Origin of the sequence: Streptomyces sp. NPDC102490, from assembly GCF_044765285.1 — a bacterium.
Classification (GTDB): Bacteria; Actinomycetota; Actinomycetes; order Streptomycetales; family Streptomycetaceae; genus Streptomyces.
This window is the reverse complement of record NZ_JBIWJU010000021.1, coordinates 21,937-46,335: the sequence shown is the minus strand read 5'-3', so window position 1 is coordinate 46,335 and position 24,399 is coordinate 21,937. Positions and strand designations below refer to the sequence as shown.

Genomic DNA, 24,399 nt, shown 5'->3' with positions numbered 1-24,399 from the left:
CGGCGACGGCCGGGCAGGTGACCTAGTAGTACGGGAGCCCGCGTCCGGCCTCGGCCTCCCGGACCCATCGCGCCGCCTCTTCGGGTGCGGCCACGACCGGCACTCCCGCGGGCACCGGCGGCCTGCGCACCACGACCACGGGCAGCCCCGCCTCACGGGCGGCCGTCAGTTTCGGTGCCGTGGCGGCGCCCCCGCTGTCCTTGGTGACCAGGACGTCGATCCGGTGCCGGCGCAGCAGCTCGCGCTCCCCGTCGAGGGTGAAGGGGCCGCGGTCCAGCAGGACCTCCATGCGGGGCGGGCAGGGCGCCTCGGGCGCGTCCACGGACCGGACGAGGAACCACGGGTCGGCCAGATCCGCGAAGGCCGCCAGGCCCATGCGGCCGGTGGTCAGGAAGATCCGTCGGCCGAGGGAGGGCAGCAGTGCGGCGGCTTCCGTCAGGGAACCGGCCTCGTGCCAGACGTCCCCCTCGCCCCGCCGCCAGCCGGGCCGGCGCAGCACGAGGAGGGGGACCCGGGCGGTGGCGGCGGCGCGTGCCGCGTGGGAGGTGATGGTGCCGGCGAAGGGGTGCGTGGCGTCGACGAGCAGGTCGACGCCGTGTTCGCGGAGCCAGGCGGCGAGTCCCTCGGCGCCGCCGAAACCGCCGACGCGCACCTCGCCCGGCGGTGTCCTGGGCGCGGAGACCCGTCCCGCCAGGGAGTTCGTCACCCGCAGCACCGGCAGCGGTCCGGCAGGTCCCGCCGGGCCGGGCGCCAGCAGTTCGGCGAGGCGGCGGGCCTCCGTGGTGCCGCCGAGGATCAGCACGTGCACGGCGGTCCGGCTCCCTTCCCGCGGTTCTCGCTGGTTCTCGCTGGTTCTCGCTGTCGGTCGTGGCCCGTCGAGCCAAGCACATCCGCCGGCCGAGGGGGAGCGACGGGGGCGGGCAGCGGCCCGTCACCGGCCGCGGCGGGCCATACCGGAAGCCGATCGGAAGCGCATCGGAACTACAGAAATCTGGTTCCGGAAGCGCCGCCACTGGTCGGATCGGTCGATGCACATGGCACATCGGCCCACTCGGGACGCGTGCCGTATCCGCCCGGCCGGATACCGGCGGCAATGAGGTGACAGATGAGCAGTACACGCTTCCCGTCCGGCGCCCGGGGTTCCTACCCCGCACCGGGGCTCGCACTCACGCCCGGTCCCGTACGCAACCAGGCCCTGACCTTGATCGCGATCCCGTTCGTCCTCATAGTCGTGCTGGCCGTCGTGCTCGCCACGACCGGCCCGGACGACGGGGCACCCTCCACCGACGGGCTCTACGGCAGCGGAGCGCTGCCGGACTGGGGGTCCGACACGACCGACGACGGCACGACCGACGACGGCACATCCGACGACGGCACGACCGGCGACGGCACCGGCCCCGACGGCACGTACGGCGACGGCCCGTACGAGGACGACACCTACGACGGCGGCACGTACGGCGACGACCCGTACGGCGACGGCTCCACGGACGCCACGCCCACCGACACCCCCACGGACGACACCGCCACCGACGGGGCCACCACCGGCGAGACCGGGCCGGAGGCGACCGTGACGGCGTACTTCGACGCCATCAACAACCGCGACTTCGCCGCCGCGTGGGAGCTGGGCGGCAAGAACCTCGACCAGGACTACGACTCCTTCGTCGCCGGCTTCGCCACGACCCAGCGGGACGACGTCACCGTGACCGGCACGTCCGGCGACGACGTCTCGGTCACGGTCGTGGCCTGGGAGACCGACGGCTCGCAGACGACGTACGTGGGCACCTACACGGTCGGCGGCGGCGTCATCACCGCGGCCGACATGCGGGAAGGGAACTGAGCCAGCCATGACCACCCACGCCGCGCCGCCGCCCCCGGACGCGACCAGCAACGCCACCCGCCTGATGTGCGCGGGCACCTACCTCGACCCCGTCTACCGCAAAGGGGTCATCCGGGAGCTGCTGACCCACCGCTACCGCGTGGTGGCCCCCTCCTACGGCTACGACGCCGCGCCCGTCCTGGCGCACGCGCTGGCCGCCCACAACCTGCGCCGCAACCAGCTGATCGCCCTCGGCGCGGGCGCGGCCGTCGTCGCGCTGCTCCTGGCCGCGGACGTGCTGGGCGGCTGGACGGCCGCCCTGTTCGTCTTCTGGCTCGCCTGGGCCACGATGTTCCTGCGCCGGCTCGCCATCCTCCAGACCCTCGCCGAGCACCTGGCGCCCCCGGCGGACGACCGCACCGGGTTCGACGGCTCCCACCCGGTCACCTCGCGCCTCACCCCGGAACTGGTCGGCAAGATCAACCGCGAGCAGGCCTCGGACACCGTGTACTACGGCGGCTACAAGCCGTTCGTCGGCGCCGGCCACTCGATCAAGCGCTGGGCCAACGCGGAACTGCTGCTCGGCGTCCCCAAGTCCCGGGCCGGCGCCTTCGGCCAGGGCCTGCTCAACGGGCACGTCCCGGCCCAGCACGGCCCCGCGGACGACGCGGACGGCACGGACGGGACCGGGCGGACGGAACGCAAGCCGATCATCCCGTTCACGGTCGACGACATCACCACCCGGGTCTGCGAGGAGATGCTCGCGGAACTGCGCGACAAGCCCGCGCCGAGCCACCGCGTCGAGCTGCTCTCCGTCGACCGGCGCCGGTTCACCAAGGCGGTGCGGACCGCCGAGGGCAGCGATCCCGTCGCGGTGCTCCTGGACACGCCCGACCCGGACCGGCCCGACCACCACGCGGGGCACTGGCGGGAGGACTACGACGCCCGCCGCGAGTACCTGTGCGTCCGCATCGGCGCCTGGCAACAGGAGCTGGTCACCTCGGTGTTCATCGGCTTCGACATCAAGGGCAGCACCCTGCACACCGAGTTCTACACCTACGTGCTCGGTCCCCTGCCGGAGAGCTTCCACCTCGCCGACCGGCTGCCGGCCGCGATCGACGGCAAGCTCATGCTGCGCATCGCCTGGGACGTGACCCGCAGCGCGCCCGGCGAACTCCTGCGGCTGATCGCCAACCCGCTGCGCGAGCGGCTGCCCAGCCGCTTCGGCACCGACACCGTGCGCAAGCTGGTGGGCCAGCCCGCCGACACCAGCGAGTTCCGGCTCGGCCGCTACGCCCTGACCGCGGTGGACTGCGGCGCCCTCACCAGCGTCCGCGAGCTGGCGCCCCATCACGACTTCCACCACTTCTTCCAGGAGTCGGACACGATCAAGTACATCCAGATCATCGAGCGCCACCTGCTGCAGATCGTCGGCGACTTCCTGCGCGACCACGACGTCGACACCCGCGAGCACGACGCGAACCAGACCAACATCCTCCAGCAGAACTTCGGTGCCAACAGCACCAACAACTTCGGCGGCAACCAGAGCGTCGGCAACACCAACACCACCCAGACCTTCGGGAACAACTCCGGCGTCACCAGGGAGGCACGGCAGGCATGAGCGGGCAGCGGTTCCACGGCAACAGCTTCGGCCAGGGCAGCACCAACAACTTCGGGGGCAACCAGAGCGCCGGCAACACCGACACCACCCAGACCTTCGGCGACGACTCCCCCGTCCACGCCGCGCCGCCCGCACCGTCCACCCCGCCCGCCCAGCCGTACGCCGACGGATGGCGGCGCCCGGCCGCCGCGGTGCCCGGGGACGCCGAGCGGGCCCGGAGCGTCTTCGTCGTGCACGGCCGCGACGACCAGGTGCGGCGCGAGATGTACGAGCTGCTGCGCCGCCTCGACCTGCGGCCCAAGGAGTGGGAGGACCTGGTCCGGGCGACCGGCCAGGCCTCCCCCTTCCTCGGCGACGTGGTCGCGGGAGCCCCCGCGCAGGCCCAGGCGGCACTAGTCCTGCTCACCCCGGACGACGTCGTCACCCTCCACCCCGAGCTGCGCGGCCACCACGAACCCGACTACGAGACCCGGCCGGTGGGCCAGCCGCGCCCCAACGTCCTCATCGAGCTGGGCATGGTGCTGATGGCCTACCCGGAGCGCACGCTGATCGTCGAGGTCGGCGCGATCCGGCCGATCGCCGACATCGCGGGCCGCAACGTCATCCGCTTCGACGGCTCCGAGACGGCGCTCGGCAAAGTCGTGGAGCGGCTGAAGCTGGCGGGCTGCACGGTCAACGACACCGGCTCCGACTGGCGCCAGACCTACCCGTTCAAGCACCTGTCCGCCTACCACCGCCGGCCCTAGGGGGCATCGTTTGGATCTTGCCGGGGCCCCGGGGTCGGCAACAAGGCGCCGTCGACCGGAGTCGGCCTGATCCAAACGACACCCCCTAACCGTCCGGCGGATCCGGCGCCGCTCGGGGGACCGGCGCAACCGGCCCCCGGGGCACGTCCCGTCACCGCGGTACGTGTCCCGGGGGCCGGCGCCGTCCCCGGACCGGGGCGCTACGCGGCTCCGCCCGAGCCGGCCGCCGCCAGCACCCCGAGGAACGCCGCCACCTCCGTCAGGTCGACCCGCTCCAGCTCGGCGGGGCGCAGCACGACCCGCAGTTCGCGGCAGATCACCCGCTCCCGGGAGTGGGTGATGAAGGACAGCAGGATCAGGCGCAGCAGGCTCTCCTCGTCGAGCCCGTGCAGCCGGGACAGGCCCGAGCCGATCAACGGCACGGCGACCCGGTCCAGTTGCCCGTGCCGGTAGACGGCGTCCCACACCCGGCCGAGGCTGAGCCACAGCTCCTCGGTGCTGGAGCGCGCCACGCAGTCGTTGCCCAGCCGGCTGTGCGCCACCGCGAAGACCAGCCGCGGCCTGCTGCCCAGCACCGCCACCGTGCCCACCGGGTAGCGGTCGAGCTTGCCGTACGGCTTGTCCGCACGCGTCTCCCGGGCCACCGGCACCGCCGCGGCGAGGGCGGCGTCCAGCTCGTCGTCCAGCCGCCGCACGTCACCGTCGTACCGGCGCTCCAGCAGTTGCCCCTGCACGCTGCCGGCGCTGATCACCACGCCGTCGCGGACGTCCGTGTCGAAGGTGTCCGAGAACCCGACGACGAGGTGGGCGGACTCGTCGAAGAGGTCGCCGGGACCGACGGTCACGGACATCCGCGGCCGCCCGAACTCCTGGCACACGGCCACCGTGGGCCTGCTGCGCACCACGGCCCAGGCCAGGCACAGCAGCACCGACGCCGCGGCCACCGGCGCCGGGCCGGGAAGGGCCCCGGGCCACAGCTGCCCCACGAACTGCAGCACCGCCGACACCCCGCCGAAGGCCGCCATCACACTGCCGACGAACAGCCGCCGGGTCCGCGCGCCGCCGAACGCGCCGCGCCGGCCCCGGCGGCTCAGCCGCCCGCTCCCCCGCGGCGGACGGACGACCGGACCGGTCCCGCGCGAACCGACCGAAACCACAACTCCCCCAAACGGACAATTGATACGCTGCCGAAACCTCCCCCGCGACCACCGGTCGGGGCAGGGCGAAGCGAGTGGAGACCACTTGTATGGCGCGTATCCGTGTGAGCGTCCTGGGCCCGGCCAGGCTCGAAGTCGACGGCGTACCCGCCCGGTTGACCCCGCTGACGACACGGCTGCTGGTCCGCCTGGTGGCGGCGGACGGCGAGCCCGTCCCGGTGCGCCGGCTGCACCGGGACGTGTGGGCGCTCGACGGCGAGCAGCCGCACGCGGCCCAGCGCCACCGCAACGAGGTGCAAAAACGCGTTCTCGAACTGCGCCGCGCGCTCGATCCCGCGCAGCGCGGTGACGGCGCCCGGGTGCTGCGCACCGAGCAACTGCTGTCCGGCCCGGCGCCCGAGACGGCGTACCGGCTGGTGCTCGGACCCGACGAGCTGGACTGCGCGGAGTTCACCGAGCTGGTCGACTCCGCGCTGCTCGCGGCCCCCGCGTCGGCCGCCGACCGGCTGGCGGCGGCGCTCGCGCTGGTGCGCGGCCGTCCGCTGGCCGAGGCGGGCGACGCGGACTTCGCCCGGCCGCTGGTCCGCCTGCTCACCGCGCTGTACGAGACCGCCCGCCGCCAGCTGATCCGCAGCCGGATGGACCTGGGCCGCCACGACCTCGCGCTGCCGGTCGCCGAACGGATGGCCCGGGAGCGGCCGGACGACCAGGACGTCGCCGAACTGCTCGGCGCCCTGCGGGCCCGGCTGCGCGAGCGGCACGGGCGGGAGCTGCTGCGGCAGCCGTTCCCCGGCGCCGGTGACCTCGTGGTGGTGCGCGGCGACCTGTTCGACCAGGAGGACGCCAATCTGGTGGTCGGGTTCACCGACACCTTCGACACCGCCACCGAGCAGGATCTGGTGATCAGCCGGGAGAGCGTCCAGGGCCAGCTGGTGGAGCGGCTGTTCGGCGGCGAGCGCAAGCAGCTGGACGACCGGCTCCAGGCCGGTCTGAGGGCGTTCAGGCCGCTGCGCACCGAGCGGGTCCAGGACAAGCCGCGCGGCCGCCGGGTCCGCTATCCGCTGGGCACCACCGTCCCGCTGACGGTGGACGGCCGCCGGGTCTTCGCCGTGGCCTACTCCCGGCTCGGCAACGACCTCGTGGCCCGCTCCGGACCGGCCGACCTGCGGGCCAGCCTGGACACCCTGTGGCCGGCCGTCGCCCGCTACGGCATGTACCGGCCGGTCGCGATCCCCCTGATCGGCTCCGGTCTCGCCCGGATCGTGGAGCTGGACCGCACCCGGCTGCTGCTGATGATCGTGGAGAGCTTCGCGGAACACTGCCGCCGCGACCCGGCGACCGCCCCGGAGCTGCGCGTCGTGATCCGCCCGGCCGACCTGGAGCGGACCGACCTGTCGGTGCTCGGCACCTATCTGCGCACCGCGCGGCTCCCCGGCGCCCGCACGGGCACCGGCAACGGCACCAGCGCCGACGTCGGCGCCGGCACCGGGAGCCAGGACACCGGTGCCGGCGCCGGCGACAGCGGTGGGGCGTACGGCCGCCGGTGACGTCGACATACCTCTACGGCACCAGCGACGCCGCTTCCGGAACCAGCGGCGCACCGCTTCCGAACCGCTTCCGATCAGGATCGCGGCGCTGATCGAGCGCCGGTCCGCGACCGCACGGCGGCGCCGGTGACGCCTCCCGGGCCCCGTCCCGACCGGCATCGCCCGATCCGGTGAACCGGGCCGTCCGGGGCCCGCCGACGGCCGTCCTATCAGGGCCGCGGCGCTGATCGGGCGCCGGTCCGCGACCGCACGGCGGCGCCGGTGACGCTTCCCAGGTCCCCGTCCCGACCGGCATCGCCCGATCCGGTGAACCGGGCCGTCCGGGGCCCGCCGGCGGCCGTCCTATCAGGGCCGCGGCGCTGATCGGGCGCCGGTCCGCGACCGCACGGCGGCGCCGGTGGCACGTCCCGGGCCCCGTCCCGACCGGCATCGCCCGATCCGGTGAACCTGGGCTGTCCGGGGCCCGCCGACGGCCGTCCTACGGCGCCGGGCTCGGGCCCGGGACGCTGAGCGCGGCGAGCCGCTCCGCGAAGGGCGTGACCTCCTCGAAGGAGTCCCGCTTCGGCGGCGGGGTGTGCCCCTTCGACAGTCCCGACGACCCCGACGGCCCCGACAGCCCGGCCATCAGCGCCGCCAGCTCGGTCGCGGCCCGCTCGATCCGGGCGTCGAGCCCCGGCGCGCCCCAGTCCTCGGAGGCGGCGTACACCCCGGTGGGGACGACGACCGCCTTCAGATAGGCGAAGAGCGGCCGCAGCGCGTGCTCCAGCACCAGGGAGTGCCGGGCGGTGCCACCGGTCGCGGCGATCAGCACCGGCGTGCCGGTGAGGGCGTCCTCGTCGGTGACGCTCAGCGCGTCGAAGAACGACTTGAACAGTCCGCTGTACGACGCCGAGAACACCGGCGTGACGACGATCAGCCCGTCGGCCGCCGCGACCTCGGTGAACGCCTCCGCGAGCGCCGGTGCCGGGAAGCCGTTGGTGAAGGTGTGCGCGATCTCCACGGCGAGGTCGCGCAACTCGACCACCCGGACGTCGGCCGGAGCGGGCTCGGGTGCGGTGGCGGCCGGGGCGGCGACCGCGGCCAGCCGGTCGGCGAGCAGCCGGGTGGACGACGGCACGCTCAGCCCCGCGGAGACGACGACGAGCTTCATGCGCGTACTCCTTCCTCGGTCGGGGCGGCCTTCCGGGAGGCCAGCAGGGACGCGTGGGTCGGCGCGTCCGGCACGTCCGCCGGGCGGTCCTTGGCGAACTCCGCGCGCAGCACCGGCACGACCTCCTCGCCGAGCAGGTCGAGCTGCTCCAGGACGGTCTTCAGGGGCAGCCCGGCGTGATCCATCAGGAACAGCTGGCGCTGGTAGTCGCCGGCGTAGTCGCGGAAGGCGAGCGTCTTCTCGATCACCTGCTGCGGCGAGCCGACGGTGAGCGGGGTCTGCGCGGTGAAGTCCTCCAGCGAGGGTCCGTGCCCGTAGACCGGCGCGTTGTCGAAGTACGGCCGGAACTCGCGGACCGCGTCCTGGCTGTTCTTCCGCATGAACACCTGGCCGCCGAGGCCGACGATGGCCTGCTCGGGCGTGCCGTGCCCGTAGTGCGCGTACCGGGCCCGGTACAGCTCGATCATGCGCCGGGTGTGGTCGGCGGGCCAGAAGATGTTGTTGTGGAAGAAGCCGTCGCCGTAGTACGCGGCCTGCTCGGCGATCTCCGGGGAGCGGATGGAGCCGTGCCAGACGAAGGGCGCGACGCCGTCCAGCGGGCGCGGGGTGGAGGTGAAGCCCTGGAGCGGCGTGCGGAACTTGCCCTCCCAGTTCACCACGTCCTCGCGCCACAGCCGGTGCAGCAGGGCGTAGTTCTCGACGGCGAGGTTGATGCCCTCGCGGATGTCCTTGCCGAACCAGGGGTAGACCGGCCCGGTGTTGCCGCGTCCCATCATCAGGTCCACCCGGCCGTCGGCCAGGTGCTGGAGCATCGCGAAGTCCTCGGCGATCTTCACCGGGTCGTTCGTGGTGATCAGGGTGGTGGAGGTGGACAGCACCAGCCGCTCGGTGCGGGCCGCGATGTAGCCGAGCATGGTCGTCGGCGACGAGGGCACGAAGGGCGGATTGTGGTGCTCGCCGGTCGCGAAGACGTCGAGCCCGACCTCTTCGGCCTTGAGCGCGATGGCGACCATGGCCTTGATGCGCTCACGCTCGGTCGGCGTACGGCCCGTGGTCGGGTCGGGCGTGACGTCGCCGACGGTGAAGATGCCGAACTGCATGATCGCTCAACCTCCAGGTTGTTTAGTGTTCAACTATACCCCTGGAACGGAGCACCTCCGACCGTTATTCCGCAGGTCCGCCGCCCGGCGGGGACGCGGCGCGTGCGAAGCTGCCCGCATGTTCGTGCTCCGCTCCGCCGCGCTCTTCGTCGTCGCCGCCCTGTTCGAGATCGGCGGCGCCTGGCTGGTGTGGCAGGGGGTGCGCGAGCAGCGCGGCTGGTTGTGGGCGGCGGGCGGGGTCCTGGCCCTGGGCGCCTACGGCTTCGTCGCCACCTTCCAGCCCGACGCGCACTTCGGCCGCATCCTCGCCGCGTACGGCGGGATCTTCGTGGCCGGCTCGATCCTGTGGGGCGTGGTCGCCGACGGCTACCGCCCCGACCGCTGGGACATCGCGGGGGCGCTGGTCTGCCTCGCCGGGATGTCCCTGATCATGTGGGCCCCGCGCGACGCCGGCTGACCACGGCGCTGACTAACCTGGGCGGCGACCCGCACCACCGACCGAGGAGCAGCCCATGGCCACCGCAGCCGCCGCCCCGTCCGCCGCCTCCCGTATCGCCGTCGTCACCGGTGCGAGCAGCGGCATCGGCGCCGCGACGGCCCGGCAGCTCGCCGAGGCCGGGTACCGCGTGGTCCTCACCGCCCGCCGCAAGGACCGTATCGAGGCGCTGGCGGAGGAGATCCGGGCGACCGGCCACCAGGCGACGGCCTACCCCCTGGACGTCACCGACCGCGCGGCCGTCGACGAGTTCGCCTCGGCCTTCAAGACCGTGGGCGTCCTGGTCAACAACGCGGGCGGCGCGCTCGGCGCCGACCCGGTGGCCACCGGCGACCCGGACGACTGGCGCCGCATGTACGAGACGAACGTCATCGGCACCCTCAACCTCACCCAGGCCCTGCTCCCCAAGCTGGAGGCGAGCGGCGACGGCACGGTCGTGGTCGTCTCCTCGACCGCGGGCCTGTCCACCTACGAGGGCGGCGCGGGCTACGTCGCCGCCAAGCACGGCGAGCACGTCCTGGCCGAGACCCTGCGCCTGGAAATCGTCGGCCGCCCGGTCCGGGTCATCGAGATCGCGCCCGGCATGGTCAAGACCGACGAGTTCGCCCTGACCCGCTTCGGCGGCGACCAGGACAAGGCGGCCAAGGTCTACCAGGGCGTCGCCGACCCGCTGACCGCCGACGACGTCGCCGACACCATCACCTGGGCGGTCACCCGCCCCGCCCACGTCAACATCGACCTCCTGGTCGTCCGCCCCCGCGCCCAGGCCTCGAACACCAAGGTGCACCGGGAGGGCTGACGTCGGTTGGTAACTCACAGGACCTGTGGCTGAACACGAGCCTAGCGGTCATCAGTTCATGGACCTGAGGGTCCCCGAGTACGCGTACCTGTTCGGCTTCCTGCAAGCGGACGGACATCTCTCTCAAGGCTCAGGTCAAAAAGGCCGCTTGTCCGCGGAGATCAGCGTGCGTGACATCGATCTTCTCCGCCAGTTCCAAGAGCTGACGCCGTTCTACAGCAGTGTCAGTGAGCGCACACGGTCAACCAACTTCGCCGAGACCTCTCACACGGCGGTGTGGTCGCTGTGCTCACTGGAAGCCAGGACCCTGCTCAGCAAGCTCGGCCTTCCATACGGCCGCAAATCGCGAACCATCTCACCGCCTCACGGTGAGTTCGCGGGCCGCGACTACCTCCGAGGTGTCATCGACGCAGACGGGTCGGTGGGTTACACCGGAAAGGGCTTCCCTTTCGTCTCCCTCACCACGGCCAGCAGTGCCATCGGCCACTATTTCTGCGACTACGGCACGCAAGTAGCCGGCGTACAGCGCACGATCAAGCGCAACGCACGAGAGGGCATCTACAACGTCCTCTACGCTATGGAGGCGGCCCAGCGTCTGGCAGCAGACCTGTACTACCGCGGCTGCCTGTGCCTGAAGCGCAAGCAGGCTGCCGCCGAGTCACTCGCCGCATGGGTGCGGCCGACCGAAATGAGGTCCGCGTACACCGCGCGACGCTGGACCGCGACAGAAGACCGGATCCTGCTGAAGCTCAACAGCCCGACGGCGGCCGCCGAGGCGCTCGGGCGAACTCCGCAGAGCTGCAATCTCCGCATGTGGCGTCTTCGCTCCGGCCAAGTACCCAGGCCCAGCCAACAGTGACCAGCTGAAGGAGGCCCCCGGACTCGCCGGGGGCCCCGCTCAGCCCTTCACGCACACGAACTGCTTCAGCTTGGCCACGACCTCGACGAGATCACGCTGCTGCGCCATCACCTGGTCAATGTTCTTGTAAGCCCCCGGAATCTCATCCAGCACACCGGAGTCTTTCCGGCACTCCACCCCGTTGGTCTGGGCCTCCAGATCCCGCACCGTGAACCGCCGCTTCGCGGCATTCCGGCTCATGCGCCGCCCGGCCCCGTGCGAGGCGGAGTTGAATGCCTTCTCGTTACCGAGGCCCTTCACGATGTACGAGCTGGTCCCCATGGAGCCCGGGATGATCCCGTACTCGCCAGAGCCCGCCCGAATGGCGCCCTTGCGGGTCACCAGGAGGTCCATCCCTTCGTACCGCTCCTCCGCCACGTAGTTGTGGTGGCAGGAGATCTCCGGCTCGAAGACCGGCTTGGCCTTCTTGAACTCCTTGCGGACCACGTCCTTCAGGAGCGCCATCATGAGCGTGCGGTTGTACTTCGCGTACTCCTGCGCCCAGAACAGGTCGTTGCGGTACGCGGCCATCTGCGGAGTGTCCGCGACGAACACCGCGAGGTCGCGGTCGACCAGACCCTGGTTGTGCGGGAGCTTCTGGGCGACGCCGATGTGGTACTCGGCCAATTCCTTGCCGACGTTCCGGGACCCTGAGTGCAACGTGATCCACACAGCACCCTCTTCATCGAACAGGAGTTCGAGATAGTGGTTGCCCCCGCCTAGCGTCCCCATCTGCTTCCCAGCCCGCTCCAGCCGGAACCTGACCGCCTCCGCGACCCCGTCGAACCGCCCCCAGAAGTCGTCCCACCCGGCCGTCGCCAGCCCGTGGAAGCGGCCCGGGTCGACCGGGCTGTCGTGCATGCCCCGCCCCACCGGAATCGCCTGCTCGATCTTCGAGCGCAGCCGGGACAGGTCGCCCGGGAGGTCGTTCGCCGTCAGGGACGTCTTCACCGCCGACATCCCGCAGCCGATGTCGACGCCCACCGCCGCCGGGCACACCGCGCCCCGCATCGCGATCACGGAGCCGACCGTCGCGCCCTTGCCGTAGTGCACGTCCGGCATGACCGCGAGGCCCTTGATCCACGGCAGGGTCGCGACGTTGCGCAGCTGCTGGAGCGCGCCCTCCTCGACCGTCGCCGGGTCGGCCCACATCCGGATCGGCACCTTCGCGCCCGGCATCTCCACGTACGACATATCGTCCTCATTCCCCCGGAAAACAAACAGAAGTCTCAAAGCGCAAAACCGGCGCCAAGGGCAGCCAAAGGGACGGCTGACCGGCGTTCACGGCGGCGCGTGCGATACACATTGTCTCCAGCGGACGCCCCCGCGCGGCAAGCGAATAACCAGCGGGGACACTGGAGTACCGACCACAGCCACACCGGCGAGAGGAGCCGCATCGTGCAGCGGAAGGCCTACGTACCCGGCGTCGCCGCCCTCCTGGCGGCGTTGCTGGCCGGCTGCACCGGCGGCTCGGACGGCGGTGCCACCTCGGACGACTCGAAGGCGGGCGAGCCCGGCGTCGTGACCGAGGCGGCCGAGCCCGGCAAGTACCGCACCCTTCCGGAGCCGTGCGGCGCGGTCGGCACCAAGACGCTCGACTCCCTCCTGCCCGGCATCGAGGAGATCACCGACGAGGAGCAGCGCGAGAAGGCGTACGCGGGCGAGCCGACGCTCGCGTACGACACCGACCGCAAGGTCGGCTGCCGCTGGAAGGTGGAGTCGGCCGAGGCCACCGACCATCTCTTCGTCGGCTTCGAGCGGGTGGTGTCGTACGACAGCGCCGTGAGCGACGACAGCGAGGCCGAGCAGCTCTTCGCCCAGCAGGTGGAGGCCGCCGACCTGCCCGAACCCGTCGTCTCGGAGTCCGGGTCCGCCGAGGACTCCCCGTCGTCCTCGTCCGGCAGCCCGTCGGCGTCCGCGGGAGGCTCCGGGGACGCCGAGGACTCCGGGGAGCCGCCCACCGGCGCGGGCGGTACGCCCTCGTCGTCCTCCTCCGCCGCCGCGTCCTCCTCGTCCTCGTCCTCGTCGAGCGCGTCCTCCGACGCCACGCCCGCCGAGGTCCAGCCCCGGCTCCTGGACGACCTGGGCGACGAGGCGTTCGTGGACGACGCGCTCAGCAGCTCCGGTTCGACGGCGAAACGACGCACGGTGACTGTGGCGTTCCGCACGTCGAACGTCATGGTGACCATCGAGTACGCGGAGCAGTCGGCGACGCTCGGCGTCGTGCCGGACAGCGAGGAAATGCAGGACATGGCGCGGAAACTGGCCTCTCAGCTGGCGGATTCGCTGAGCGGCTGAGTCCCGCCGGGGCTCCCCCGCGCCCGCGCGCGGTGCCCGCGATGCGGGACCGCACGACTTCTTCACCGCGTACCGTGGCCCCCCGGACCCGTTCCGAACGCAGGAACCACGAGTGCCATGAGTGAAGGAACCATGCAGCTACGAGCCCAGCGTGACCAGCGAGACCCGCAAGCGAAGCGAGCGAAGCGACTCACCCGCGTCCTTGTCGGCGCGGCCGCCGTACCCGTGATGCTGGTGGCAGCCGGCTGCTCCTCGGACTCCGGCTCCGACGACGGCAAGGACAAGGCCGCGGAGGAGTCCGCCGCGTCCCAGTCCGCGAGCCCTTCACCGACGGTGCGGGCGGCGGCGTTCCACAAGCTTCCCGAGCCGTGCTCGGTGGTGACCGAGAAGACGCGGAAGGACCTGGTGCCCAAGGCCGACTCCGGCAAGGAGGGCACGTCCAACGACACGGCGTCCCGGGCCAGTTGCTCCTGGGACAGCCTGGACGACAACGGCGTGAAGGGTTCTCAGTTCCGCTGGCTGAGCGTGTCGATGCTGCGCTTCGAGTCGGATGTGACGCGCGGCGAGGGCAACAAGCTGGCGCACGACTACTACGAGAAGCAGCTGAAGGACGTGCAGAGCGCGGAGGGCGCGAAGAAGCTCAAGACCGCGCCGGTGAGCGGCACGGGCGACGAGGCCTCGCTGGTGCGCTACGACCTGAAGAAGAAGGAAGGCACCTTCAAGCAGCAGACGGTCGTGACCCGGGTGGAGAACGTCGTCGTCACGGTCGACTTCAACGGCGCGGGCCTGGCGGGCGACAAGACCCCGGACGCCGACGACCTGGCGAAGGACGCGCAGAAGGCGGCCAAGGAGGCGGTGGCCGCGGTGACGAAGGCCAACGGCACCGCCGGCGACGGCAAGTCGAGCGCCACGCCGTCGCCCTCGAAGTCGGACTCCAAGTCGGGCTCCAAGGCGCCCTCCGAGGGCTCGTCGAAGTCGCCGTCCACGTCGTCCTCGAAGGCGCCCGCGAAGGACAGCTGACGGTCTCTTCGGCCCACCGGCCACCCGTCCCCCGCACACATGTGCCACTCTGTTGCGCGCAACAACACGCAATGGGAGGGGAGTACGGGTGGCCGCGCCACTTCAGCTGACACGGACGCACCGGGTCCTCATCGGGATGGTCGTCTTCGGTGCCGTCGTCATCGCCGGGATCGGCTTCGCGGGGTCGTACGCGGCGGTGCGCGAGCTGGCCCTGAAGAAGGGCTTCGGGAACTTCAGTTACGTCTTCCCGATCGGCATCGACGCGGGCATCTGCGTACTGCTCGCCCTCGACCTGCTGCTGACCTGGATCCGCATCCCCTTCCCGCTGCTGCGGCAGACGGCGTGGCTGCTGACGGCGGCGACGATCGCGTTCAACGGCGCGGCGGCCTGGCCCGACCCGCTGGGCGTGGGCATGCACGGCGTGATCCCGATCCTGTTCGTGGTGTCGGTGGAGGCCGCCCGGCACGCGATCGGCCGGATCGCCGACATCACCGCCGACAAGCACATGGAGGGCGTCCGCCTCACCCGCTGGCTGCTCTCGCCGGTGCCGACGTTCCTGCTGTGGCGCCGTATGAAGCTGTGGGAGCTGCGCTCCTACGAGCAGGTCATCAAGCTGGAGCAGGAGCGGCTGGTCTACCAGGCCCGGCTGCGCTCCCGCTTCGGCCGCGCCTGGCGCCGCAAGGCGCCCGTGGAGTCCCTGATGCCGCTGCGGCTGGCCCGCTACGGCGTCCCGCTGGCGCAGACCGCCCCCTCCGGGCTGGCGGCGGCGGGCATCGAACCGTCCCTGCTCCCGCCGGCCCCGCGGCCCCAGGAGGCGGCCCCGCAGGCGGCGCCCCCGGCCGGGCAGCGGGCCGAGCTGGTCGGCGCCCGGGAGGCGGAGCCGGTGCGGGAGGACGGGCCGCCGGTGGAGCAGAACCCGTGGCTGCACGCCAGGGACCCGCAGTCGGTCGAGTACCACGGCGACTACGACCCGACGTACGACCCGGACCAGTACGCCCAGTGGGAGGCGGAGCAGCGGCAGGCCGACCAGTACCGGCAGCAGTTCGAGGAGGAGCCGCCCCCGCAGGAGCCCGCCCCGGAGGAGACCGGCGGCTTCCCCATACCGGTCGGGCCGCACCGCACCCGTGAGCTGGGGGAGGGCGGTGGCACGCCGGAGCCCGAGGGCCCGGGCGAGGACGACTACTACCAGGTCTTCAAGCAGTCGCTCAACAACGGCAGCGGCTACCCGACCCCGCGCGAGTTCGCGTACGACGTCGAGGCCACGTTCGGCGTCTCCCTGCTGGACGCCGACGCCAAGCGCATGGTCCTGCGGTTCCAGGAGCGGCACGGCGCGGAGCTGGAGGAGGAGCACATCGCCTGACGGCACCGCGTACGGCGAAGGGGGGCGCCCGGTCCTGGACCGGGCGCCCCCCTTCGCCGTACCGGCGGGTCCTACTCGCCGAGCAGGGTCCGCACCCGGTCCTGTCCCACCGCGAGCAGCAGGGTGGGCAGGCGCGGGCCGGTGTCGCGGCCGACGAGCAGGTGGTACAGCAGCGCGAAGAACGTCCGCTGGGCGGTCTTGATCTCCGGCGGCAGTTCCTTGGGCGTGGCGTCGGCGGGGAAGCCCGCCTGGACCTTGGGGACGCCGTAGACGTGGTGGGTGAGCCCGTCCAGGGACCAGTGGTCGGCCAGCCCGTCGAGCAGCAGCCGCAGCGACTGCCGGCTCGGCTCGTCCAGGGACTTGAGCAGCTCGGCGTCGGGCTCCTGGCGCACGATGGTGCGCTGTTCGGCGGGGACGTGGGTGTTGATCCACGCCTCCGCCTTGTCGTAGCGCGGCCGGGTCTCGTCCAGGGACGCGATCGGGTGCGCCGGGTCCAGCTCGCCGAGGATGCGCAGCGCCTGGTCCTCGTGCCCGGCGGTGATGTCGGCCACGGAGGCCAGCGTCCGGTACGGCAGCGGCCTGGGCGTGCGCGGCAGCTCACCGGCGGCCGTGCCGACGGCGCGCGCGTGCGCGGCGGCGTCGGCGGGGAGGGCCGAGCCGTCGGCGACCTTGGCGTCGAGGCGGTCCCACTCGTCGTACAGCCGCTGGATCTCCTGGTCGAAGGCGATCTTGAAGGACTGGTTGGGCCTGCGGCGGGCGTACAGCCAGCGCAGCAGCTGCGGTTCCATGATCTGGAGCGCGTCGGCCGGGGTGGGCACCCCGCCCTTGGAGGAGGACATCTTGGCCATGCCGCTGATGCCGACGAAGGCGTACATCGGGCCGATCGGCTGCTCGCCGCCGAAGATCCCGACGATCTGCCCGCCGACCTGGAACGACGACCCGGGCGAGGAGTGGTCCACGCCGCTGGGCTCGAAAACGACGCCCTCGTACGCCCAGCGCATCGGCCAGTCGACCTTCCAGACCAGCTTGCCGCGGTTGAACTCGCTCAGCCGCACGGTCTCGGAGAAGCCGCAGGCGGTGCAGGCGTAGGTCAGCTCGGTCGAGTCGTCGTCGTAGGCGGTGACCGTCGTGAGGTCCTTCTCGCAGTTGCCGCAGTACGGCTTGTACGGGAAGTACCCGGCGGAGCCGGAGCTGCCGTCGTCCTCGGCGGCGGCGCCGGAGCCCTCGGCGGCCTCCAGCTCGGCCTCGTCGACGGGCTTCTGCGACTGCTGCGGCTTCTTCGCCGGGGCCTTCTTGGTGCGGTACTGGTCGAGGATGGCGTCGATGTCCCGCCGGTGCTTCATGGCGTGCAGGATCTGCTCGCGGTAGACACCGGAGGTGTACTGCGCGGTCTGGCTGATCCCGTCGAACTCGACGCCCATCTCGGCGAGCGAGGCGACCATCGCGGCCTTGAAGTGCTCCGCCCAGTTCGGGTGCGGGGAGCCCTTCGGGGCCGGGACGGAGGTCAGGGGCTTGCCGATGTGCTCGGCCCAGCTCTCGTCGACGCCGGGGACACCGGCCGGGACCTTGCGGTAGCGGTCGTAGTCGTCCCAGGAGATCAGGTGCCGGACCCGGTGGCCACGGCGGCGCACCTCGTCGGCGACCAGGTGCGGGGTCATGACCTCGCGCAGGTTGCCGAGGTGGATGGGGCCGGACGGGGAGAGTCCGGACGCGACGACCACAGGTTTGCCCGGGGCACGGCGCTCCGACTCGGCGATGACCTCGTCCGCGAAACGGGAGACCCAGTCGGTGGTCTCTGTGCTCTGAGCCACGATCGGCACGTCCTCTTCCCTGAAGCTTCTGCTGAGCAGCCGGTACGGTCGCACGGCTGGCCGCTCCATTCTCCCAGCCCGGCCCGCATCCGCGAAAACCGCTTTTCACCGCATGGGATACTCGGTTTCTGTACTACCTCCAGGAACCCGAGCAGAACGGCAGCCACTCCATGGCCTCGGTCACGTCCCTCACCGCCTCCGTCCAGCAGCAGCTCGCGTCCGCCCTCACGGCCACCCGGCCGGAGGCCGCCGGCGCCGACCCGCTGCTGCGACGTAGCGACCGGGCGGACTACCAGGCCAACGGCATCCTCGCGCTGGCCAAGAAGGCGAAGGCCAACCCGCGGGAGCTGGCGGCGGAGGTCGTCGCCCGCATCACCACCGGTGACGAGCTGATCAAGGACGTCGAGGTCTCCGGGCCCGGCTTCCTGAACATCACCGTCAGCGACGGCGCGATCACCCGGAACCTCGCCGCGCGGCTCGCGGACGGCGAGCGGCTCGGCGTGCCGCTGAAGCAGGACGCGGGCACCACGGTCGTCGACTACGCCCAGCCGAACGTGGCGAAGGAGATGCACGTCGGCCACCTGCGGTCCGCGGTCATCGGCGACGCGCTGCGCGGCATGCTCGACTTCACCGGCGAGCGGACCATCGGCCGGCACCACATCGGCGACTGGGGCACCCAGTTCGGCATGCTCATCCAGTACCTGTTCGAGCACCCCGGCGAGCTGGCCCCGGCCGAGGACGTCGACGGCGAGCAGGCCATGTCGAACTTGAACCGGGTGTACAAGGCGTCTCGGGCGGTCTTCGACGCGGACGAGGAGTTCAAGGAGCGGGCCCGCAAGCGGGTCGTCGCCCTCCAGTCCGGCGACAAGGAGACGCTGGAGCTGTGGCAGCAGTTCGTGGACGAGTCGAAGGTCTACTTCTACTCCGTCTTCGAGAAGCTCGACATGGAGATCCGCGACGAGGAGATCGTCGGCGAGTCCGCGTACAACGAGGGCATGCCCGAGACCGCCCGCCTCCTGGAGGAGATGGGCGTCGCGGTGCGCTCCGAGGGCGCGCTGGTGGTGTTCTTCGACGAGATCCGCGGCAAGGACGACCAGCCGGTCCCGCTGATCGTGCAGAAGGCCGACGGCGGCTTCGGCTACGCGGCCTCCGACCTGACCGCGATCCGCAACCGGGTCCAGGAGCTGCACGCCACCACGCTGCTGTACGTCGTGGACGTACGTCAGTCGCTGCACTTCAAGATGGTCTTCGAGACCGCACGCCGGGCCGGCTGGCTCGGTGACGAGGTCACCGCGCACAACATGGGCTACGGCACGGTGCTCGGCGCCGACGGCAAGCCCTTCAAGACGCGTGCGGGCGCGACCGTGCGGCTGGAGGACCTGCTGGACGAGGCCGTGCAGCGGGCGGCGGAGGTCGTGCGGGAGAAGGCGCGGGACCTCACCGAGGACGAGATCCAGGAGCGGGCCGCGCAGGTCGGCATCGGGGCCGTGAAGTACGCGGACCTGTCGACGTCGCCGAGCCGGGACTACAAGTTCGACCTGGACCAGATGGTCTCGCTCAACGGCGACACCAGCGTCTACCTCCAGTACGCCTACGCCCGGATCCAGTCCATCCTCCGCAAGGCCGGCGAGGTCCGCCCCGCCGCCCACCCGGAGCTGGCGCTGCACGGGGCGGAGCGCGCGCTGGGCCTGCACCTGGACGCGTTCGGGGACACGGTCTTCGAGGCGGCGGCGGAGTACGCCCCGCACAAGCTGGCCGCGTACCTGTACCAGCTGGCGTCGCTGTACACGACGTTCTACGACAAGTGCCCGGTCCTGAAGGCCGAGACGCCGGAGCAGGTGGAGAACCGTCTCTTCCTGTGCGACCTCACGGCCCGCACCCTGCACCGGGGCATGGCCCTGCTGGGCATCCGGACGCCCGAGCGGCTCTGAGCGCCCTCATCGCAGCAGCGTGAGGCCCGCGGGGGCGTCGATGCCGAACTCCTCGGCCAGGACCCGGCGGGCCTGCGTCTCGTCGGACAGCTTCCGTTCGGTGACCGTGCCGTCGTCGCCGCGCGTGACGGTGACGCGGTCGCCGTCGAGGAGCAGGTGCGCGTCCGGGGTGAGGCGCTGGACGTAGGGGCGCCGGGCGAACGGGGACCGCGGGTTCGTGGCGATGTGCCAGTTGATCACCTCGTAGTCGGACGGCTCGAACGGCTCCGGGGTGAAGGCGTACTGCGCCTCCCAGCCGCCCGCCGTGTGTGCCTGGAGCACCCAGGTCTCCAGCGGCCCCCGGCGCGGCGCGTGCACCAGCCGGTGCCGGCGCCCGGCGTCGTGGAACTCGGTGTCCGCCAGCAGCGGCACCGGTTCCAGGAGGGAGCCGAGGGCGCCGAAGCCGACGTCGGCCAGGTGGGGCCGCGGGTCGCCGGGCAGCTCGGCGAGGAGGGCCATGTGCGTGCGCGGACGGTCCTCGAAGCGGTCCGCGCCGACGACGACCCGCGCGGCCAGCCGGGTCACCCGGGCGCCGAGCGCCTCCAGGGCCGCCGCGAACAGGGTGTTGTGCTCGTAGCAGTAGCCGCCGCGCCGACGGCCGTGGACCAGCTTGGCCATCAGGTCGCCGAGGTCGAGGGAGGGGGCCCGGCCGCCGAGGGCGTCGAGGTTCTCGAACGGGATGGCCCGCAGATGGGCGAGCTGCACCCCGCGGAGCGTGGCCGCGTCGGGCCGCCGCCCGCCCTGCCAGCCGATGCGCTCCAGGTAGGCGTCGAGGGAGAAGGGCGTCGTCGTCCGTGCGCTGTCGGGCATGGCCTCACCGTACGTGCGGCGACGGCGCCCCCGCCCTCGGTCATTGGTCCTACGACGTCATCGGTCCTACGACGGAAGCCGCGTCGCCCGGCGCGCCGTGCCCAGTCCCTCGCCCAGCCTGCGCAGTCCCTCCGCGATCTCGTCCGGCGTCTGCGTGACGAAGCACAGCCGCAGCGTGGCGCGGTCGGGCTCGCCGGCGTGGAAGGGGGCGCCGGGGACGTAGGCCACGTCGTGCCGGACCACTTCGGGGAGCAGGGCGGTGGTGTCGTACCCGTCGGGCAGCCGGGCCCACAGGAACATGCCGCCCTCGGGGCGGGTCCACACCGACCCCGCCGGGAGCGCGTCCGCGAGGCCCGCGAGCATGGCGTCCCGGCGCTCTCCGTAGACGGCGGCGACGCGGGCGACGTGGGCGTCCAGGTCCCGGTCGGCCAGGTAGCGGGCGGCGGCGAGCTGGTTGACGGTCGGGGTGTGCAGGTCGGCGGCCTGCTTGGCGACCGCGCAGGCCCGCAGCAGCTCGGCGGGCCCGCGCAGCCAGCCCAGGCGCAGGCCGGGCGCCATGACCTTGGAGAAGGAGCCCAGCAGCACGGTCCGGTCCCGGGCCCCCTCGTAGGAGGCGATCCACGGCACCCGCTCGCCCTCGAAGCGCAGTTCGCCGTACGGGTCGTCCTCGACGATCCACAGCCCGCACCGCCCGGCGACCTCGGCGACGGCGGCGCGGCGGGCGGCGGGCATGGTCCGGCCGGTGGGGTTGGAGAAGGTGGGGACCGTGTAGAGCAGCTTGGGGCGCTCGCGCAGCACCAGCTCCTCCAGTGCCACGGGGTCGATCCCGTCCTCGTCCCCGGGCACCGCCACCACCCGGGCGCCGGCGAAGCCGAAGGCCTGGAGCGCGGCCAGGTAGCAGGGGCGCTCGACGAGGATGGTGTCGCCGGGTTCGAGCAGCGCGGTGGCCAGGAGCGACAGGGCCTGCTGGGAACCGGTGGTGACGAGGAGGTCGTCGGCGCCGGTGGCCAGTCCGCGCGCCGAGGTGCGGGCGGCGAGCGCGGCCCGCAGGGTGGGCTCGCCCTCGGTCGTGGAGTACTGCAAGGCCCGCGCGGGCGTCTCGGCGAGGACGTCCCGGTAGGCGGCGGCGATGCCCTCCGCGTCGAACAGCTCGGGGGCCGGCAGCCCGCCCGCGAAGTTGATGACCTCGGGGCGGGCGGTGACGGCGAGGATGTCCCGTACCGGCGAACCGCCGATCGACCGGGCCCGCGCGGCGAGCGGCGGCAGCGGAGCGGCGGCGGTGGTGGCGGGCGCGGTCTCAGTCACGGTCATGCGCGCAGCCTAGGCACGTACGTGCTGCCTACAGGAAAGTTTCCGCGATCCGGACACCCGTGCGACCGGCGGCGCCGCCGGGCCGTCAGTCCTTGGCGCCCAGCCCGCCGTACACGTTGATGTCCGCGTCCGTGACGTCGTTGATGTCCTTGTACCGGACCTTCTCGATGTCGTCGAGCTCGGCGAGGTACGCCTCCTCCGGCTGCTCCGGCACCGGCGCCGCGTGGTCCGGCCGCCAGTGGTGCACCGGCACGACGCCGGGGTCGGCCAACTCCAGCCCGCTCTCCGTGAAGAACCGCTCCACGTCCTTGCGGGAGCGCAGCACGAAGGTGAACCCCCGCTCGGTGTACGTCCGCTGGACCGCGCGGATGCTCTCCGGGTTGAGGTCGTCAGTGAGGTGGCTGAGCACCAGACGGCTGCCGGCGGGCAGCGCGTCGACCAGTTCGCGGACGATCGGGTACGCCTCCGCGTCCTCGACGAAGTGCAGGATGGCGACGAGGCAGAGCGCCACCGGACGGTCGAAGTCGAGGGTCTCGGCGGCCTGTTCGAGGATCCGCGCCGGACTCTTCAGGTCGGCGTCGATGTAGTCCGTGCGCCCCTCGGGGCCGCTGGTGAGCAGGGCGCGGGCGTGGGCGAGCACGACCGGGTCGTTGTCGACGTAGACGACCCGCGACTCGGGGGCGATGCGCTGGGCGATCTGGTGCACGTTCTCGGCGGTGGGCAGCCCGGTGCCGATGTCGAGGAACTGCCGGATGCCGTCCTGACGGGCGAGCGCGGTCACCGCGCGCCGCAGGAAGTCGCGGTTGTGCCGTACGTCGAGGTAGCCGCGCGGGTTGGCGGCCAGCCCGGCGGCCGCGGCGTCGAGGTCGGCGGGGTAGTGGTCCTTGCCGCCGAGGAAGACGTCGTAGACCCGCGCCGGGTGCGCCTTGCTGCTGTCGATCCTCCTCCGCAGCTCCGCGGGGTCCTGGCTGAGGGCGTCACCGGGCATGCGCGTCCCACCTTTCGGATGTCGCCTGACGAAGCGAACCGGTTTGGTGGTCAACAACCTATCTCTCGCGCCCACTTGCCGGTGCCCCGCTGCCCCCCGGGAGGGCGCACCCGGTCCGGCCGGTCTCAGCCGCCCTCGACCAGTTCCCAGGCGCTGCTGCCGAGGGGGTATGCGTAAGAGGAGTCGTCCCGGGAGGCGCTGGTGCGGAACGGCTTGCCGTTGTCGTCGATGCGCGTCGTGCCGTGCCGGCCGCCGCTGGACCACTCCAGTTCCAGCTCCCAGCTGACGTCGTGGCCGCTGGTGTGCGCGGCGACCTGGAAGACCTCGGGGTCGGTCTCGCTGACCTTGTACGGGAAGTCCCGCTGGCCCCCGATCGGCGTCGCGGTCGGGGTGCCGAGGTCGAGCGAGACGTCGAAGGCCGTGGTGTGCACCTGGCCGCCGCAGCCGTTGCCCATCACGTACTGGTTCCAGCCCAGCGGCGGGCCGGTGCGCTTCACCCGGACGTGCAGGTCCTCCAGGACCACCGTCTGCGGGCCGGTGCCCTGCACGGTGAGGACGACCGTCTGCCGGTTCGCGGAGACCGCGTTGAGGGGGGTCGCCCAGCCGACGGCGTCCTGCTGGGGCGGCGGCTTGGGCACGTTCTTCGGACTGCGGTCGACGAGGAAGGCGTGGTCGCAGGGCACGTCCCAGTAGTACGGGGTGGTCGACACGGTGAGCAGGGGCCCGTCCGCGGGTGCCTCGCGGCTCGGCGTGGCGGTGGCCGGACGCGACGGCGACGCGGAGGGGGACCCGGACCGGGACGCGGAGGCGGAGGCGGACGGTGAGGACGTGGAGGCGCTGGCGCCGGCGCTCGGCGAGCCCGGCCCGGTCGCGCTCCCGGTCACCGACGCGGAGCTCTGCGCGACGGCCCCGGCCGGACCGTGCCGGCCGTCGTCGTCCGGGCCCGACACGAGGTTGGCCACGAGCGCCACGGCGGCGCTGACGGCGACGACGCCGGTCGCGGCGTAGAGCGCGGCACGCGGCACCCGACGGCGGCCCTCCGGGGCCGGTGGCGCCTCCCGCACCGAGGGGGCCGACCATGTCTCCGCAGCCGCCGATGCGCCGGCCGCGACCGGGCTTTCCGCGCCCGTAGCGCCCCCGGCACCTTCCGCGCCCTCGGCAGCATCGGAGCCTTCCGCGCCCTCCGCGCCCTCGGCATCCCCGCCGCCCTCGGTCTCCTCCTTGCGCACACCGCGCAACGCGTCCGCGCGGATCCAGCGGCGATGGAGTTCGAGCAGTTCCTCGGGCGTCGCCCGGCACACGCGGGCGAGGCGTTCGACGGGCGCGAACTCGACCGGAACCACCTCCCCGCTGACGTACCGGTGCAGGGTCGAGCCGCTCATGTGCAGCCGCTTGCCGAGTGCCCCGTAACTGAGCCCGGACCGCTCCTTCAACTCCCGAAGCAGTCCCGCGAAGTCGTCCCCCGCCACCGTTCCTCCCTCTTCTCGCATCCCCGTACCGC

The 24,399-nt window shown here is 72.3% G+C and carries 21 protein-coding genes; 11 read left to right on the top strand and 10 right to left on the bottom strand.

What is annotated here, in order from left to right; all coding sequences use genetic code 11:
• Nucleotides 1–22 precede the first annotated feature (22 nt).
• Nucleotides 23–808: a cobalt-precorrin-6A reductase gene (locus ACIRGB_RS34810; RefSeq protein ID WP_403873444.1), complete on the bottom strand. Its 786-nt coding sequence runs from the start codon at nucleotides 806–808 to the stop codon at nucleotides 23–25.
• A gap of 297 nt (nucleotides 809–1,105) precedes the next feature.
• Here ACIRGB_RS34810 and ACIRGB_RS34805 point away from each other — a divergent pair, with 297 nt between their 5' ends.
• The 3 genes from ACIRGB_RS34805 to ACIRGB_RS34795 are packed head-to-tail and all read left to right on the top strand — an operon-like array spanning nucleotide 1,106 to nucleotide 4,183.
• Nucleotides 1,106–1,837, top strand: a complete 732-nt coding sequence (locus ACIRGB_RS34805; protein WP_403873441.1) for a hypothetical protein — start codon at nucleotides 1,106–1,108, stop codon at nucleotides 1,835–1,837.
• 7 nt (nucleotides 1,838–1,844) lie between these two features.
• Entirely contained in the window at nucleotides 1,845–3,437 is a 1,593-nt protein-coding gene (locus ACIRGB_RS34800; RefSeq protein ID WP_403873438.1) for a hypothetical protein, read from the top strand.
• Nucleotides 3,434–4,183: a TIR domain-containing protein gene (locus ACIRGB_RS34795; RefSeq protein WP_403873435.1), complete on the top strand. Its 750-nt coding sequence runs from the start codon at nucleotides 3,434–3,436 to the stop codon at nucleotides 4,181–4,183. Before ACIRGB_RS34800 ends, ACIRGB_RS34795 begins: the two co-directional genes overlap by 4 nt.
• A gap of 200 nt (nucleotides 4,184–4,383) precedes the next feature.
• Here the strand turns inward: ACIRGB_RS34795 and ACIRGB_RS34790 are convergent, their stop codons facing one another.
• On the bottom strand, nucleotides 4,384–5,340 hold the full coding sequence (locus tag ACIRGB_RS34790) for a macro domain-containing protein (RefSeq protein WP_403873432.1): 957 nt from the start codon (nucleotides 5,338–5,340) through the stop codon (nucleotides 4,384–4,386).
• A gap of 89 nt (nucleotides 5,341–5,429) precedes the next feature.
• Between ACIRGB_RS34790 and ACIRGB_RS34785 the strand changes: the two genes are divergently transcribed.
• Nucleotides 5,430–6,887, top strand: a complete 1,458-nt coding sequence (locus ACIRGB_RS34785; RefSeq protein ID WP_403873429.1) for a macro domain-containing protein — start codon at nucleotides 5,430–5,432, stop codon at nucleotides 6,885–6,887.
• 478 nt (nucleotides 6,888–7,365) lie between these two features.
• On the opposite strand, the gene ACIRGB_RS34780 is transcribed toward ACIRGB_RS34785, so the two are convergent.
• Nucleotides 7,366–8,037, bottom strand: coding sequence for an FMN reductase (locus ACIRGB_RS34780; protein ID WP_403873426.1), 672 nt, complete (start codon nucleotides 8,035–8,037; stop codon nucleotides 7,366–7,368).
• Nucleotides 8,034–9,137 carry an LLM class flavin-dependent oxidoreductase gene (locus ACIRGB_RS34775; protein WP_403873423.1) on the bottom strand — a complete coding sequence of 368 codons (1,104 nt, stop codon included), beginning with the start codon at nucleotides 9,135–9,137 and terminating at the stop codon, nucleotides 8,034–8,036. The genes ACIRGB_RS34780 and ACIRGB_RS34775 overlap by 4 nt, the downstream gene beginning before the upstream one ends.
• A gap of 118 nt (nucleotides 9,138–9,255) precedes the next feature.
• On the opposite strand from ACIRGB_RS34775, the gene ACIRGB_RS34770 reads away from it, so the two are divergent.
• From ACIRGB_RS34770 to ACIRGB_RS34760, 3 genes are read left to right on the top strand one after another with little or no spacing between them, the layout of a single operon-like run.
• On the top strand, nucleotides 9,256–9,594 hold the full coding sequence (locus ACIRGB_RS34770) for a YnfA family protein (RefSeq protein WP_403873420.1): 339 nt from the start codon (nucleotides 9,256–9,258) through the stop codon (nucleotides 9,592–9,594).
• A gap of 55 nt (nucleotides 9,595–9,649) precedes the next feature.
• A complete protein-coding gene (locus ACIRGB_RS34765; RefSeq protein ID WP_403873417.1) occupies nucleotides 9,650–10,432 on the top strand; it encodes an SDR family NAD(P)-dependent oxidoreductase in 783 nt (260 codons plus the stop codon).
• Between the two features lie 25 nt (nucleotides 10,433–10,457).
• On the top strand, nucleotides 10,458–11,291 hold the full coding sequence (locus ACIRGB_RS34760) for a hypothetical protein (RefSeq protein WP_403873414.1): 834 nt from the start codon (nucleotides 10,458–10,460) through the stop codon (nucleotides 11,289–11,291).
• A 39-nt stretch (nucleotides 11,292–11,330) separates the two neighbouring features.
• Here the strand turns inward: ACIRGB_RS34760 and ACIRGB_RS34755 are convergent, their stop codons facing one another.
• The gene (locus tag ACIRGB_RS34755; RefSeq protein ID WP_403873411.1) at nucleotides 11,331–12,524 is read right to left on the bottom strand and encodes an RtcB family protein; all 1,194 of its coding nucleotides are present in this window, start codon (nucleotides 12,522–12,524) and stop codon (nucleotides 11,331–11,333) included.
• A 204-nt stretch (nucleotides 12,525–12,728) separates the two neighbouring features.
• Here ACIRGB_RS34755 and ACIRGB_RS34750 point away from each other — a divergent pair, with 204 nt between their 5' ends.
• The 3 genes from ACIRGB_RS34750 to ACIRGB_RS34740 all read left to right on the top strand — a co-directional run bounded on the left by ACIRGB_RS34750 (nucleotide 12,729) and on the right by ACIRGB_RS34740 (nucleotide 16,008).
• Nucleotides 12,729–13,628 (top strand): DUF3558 domain-containing protein, encoded by a 900-nt coding sequence (locus ACIRGB_RS34750; RefSeq protein WP_403873409.1) that lies wholly within the window; start codon nucleotides 12,729–12,731, stop codon nucleotides 13,626–13,628.
• Nucleotides 13,629–13,745: 117 nt separating this feature from the next.
• A complete protein-coding gene (locus tag ACIRGB_RS34745; RefSeq protein ID WP_403873406.1) occupies nucleotides 13,746–14,648 on the top strand; it encodes a DUF3558 family protein in 903 nt (300 codons plus the stop codon).
• Between the two features lie 88 nt (nucleotides 14,649–14,736).
• Complete coding sequence (locus tag ACIRGB_RS34740; protein WP_403873403.1) at nucleotides 14,737–16,008, top strand: DUF2637 domain-containing protein; 1,272 nt, start codon at nucleotides 14,737–14,739, stop codon at nucleotides 16,006–16,008.
• 71 nt (nucleotides 16,009–16,079) lie between these two features.
• On the opposite strand, the gene lysS is transcribed toward ACIRGB_RS34740, so the two are convergent.
• On the bottom strand, nucleotides 16,080–17,828 hold the full coding sequence (gene lysS, locus ACIRGB_RS34735) for a lysine--tRNA ligase (RefSeq protein WP_403873401.1): 1,749 nt from the start codon (nucleotides 17,826–17,828) through the stop codon (nucleotides 16,080–16,082).
• 161 nt (nucleotides 17,829–17,989) lie between these two features.
• Between lysS and argS the strand changes: the two genes are divergently transcribed.
• Nucleotides 17,990–19,750 carry an arginine--tRNA ligase gene (gene argS / locus ACIRGB_RS34730; RefSeq protein ID WP_403873398.1) on the top strand — a complete coding sequence of 587 codons (1,761 nt, stop codon included), beginning with the start codon at nucleotides 17,990–17,992 and terminating at the stop codon, nucleotides 19,748–19,750.
• 6 nt (nucleotides 19,751–19,756) lie between these two features.
• Here argS and ACIRGB_RS34725 read toward each other — a convergent pair whose 3' ends face one another.
• From ACIRGB_RS34725 to ACIRGB_RS34710, 4 genes are all read right to left on the bottom strand, one after another.
• Nucleotides 19,757–20,599, bottom strand: a complete 843-nt coding sequence (locus ACIRGB_RS34725) for an arylamine N-acetyltransferase (RefSeq protein WP_403873396.1) — start codon at nucleotides 20,597–20,599, stop codon at nucleotides 19,757–19,759.
• 66 nt (nucleotides 20,600–20,665) lie between these two features.
• Nucleotides 20,666–21,910 carry a PLP-dependent aminotransferase family protein gene (locus tag ACIRGB_RS34720; RefSeq protein WP_403873393.1) on the bottom strand — a complete coding sequence of 415 codons (1,245 nt, stop codon included), beginning with the start codon at nucleotides 21,908–21,910 and terminating at the stop codon, nucleotides 20,666–20,668.
• A gap of 85 nt (nucleotides 21,911–21,995) precedes the next feature.
• On the bottom strand, nucleotides 21,996–22,898 hold the full coding sequence (locus ACIRGB_RS34715) for an SAM-dependent methyltransferase (protein ID WP_403873390.1): 903 nt from the start codon (nucleotides 22,896–22,898) through the stop codon (nucleotides 21,996–21,998).
• A 125-nt stretch (nucleotides 22,899–23,023) separates the two neighbouring features.
• Entirely contained in the window at nucleotides 23,024–24,367 is a 1,344-nt protein-coding gene (locus ACIRGB_RS34710) for a helix-turn-helix domain-containing protein (RefSeq protein ID WP_403873387.1), read from the bottom strand.
• Nucleotides 24,368–24,399 lie beyond the last annotated feature (32 nt).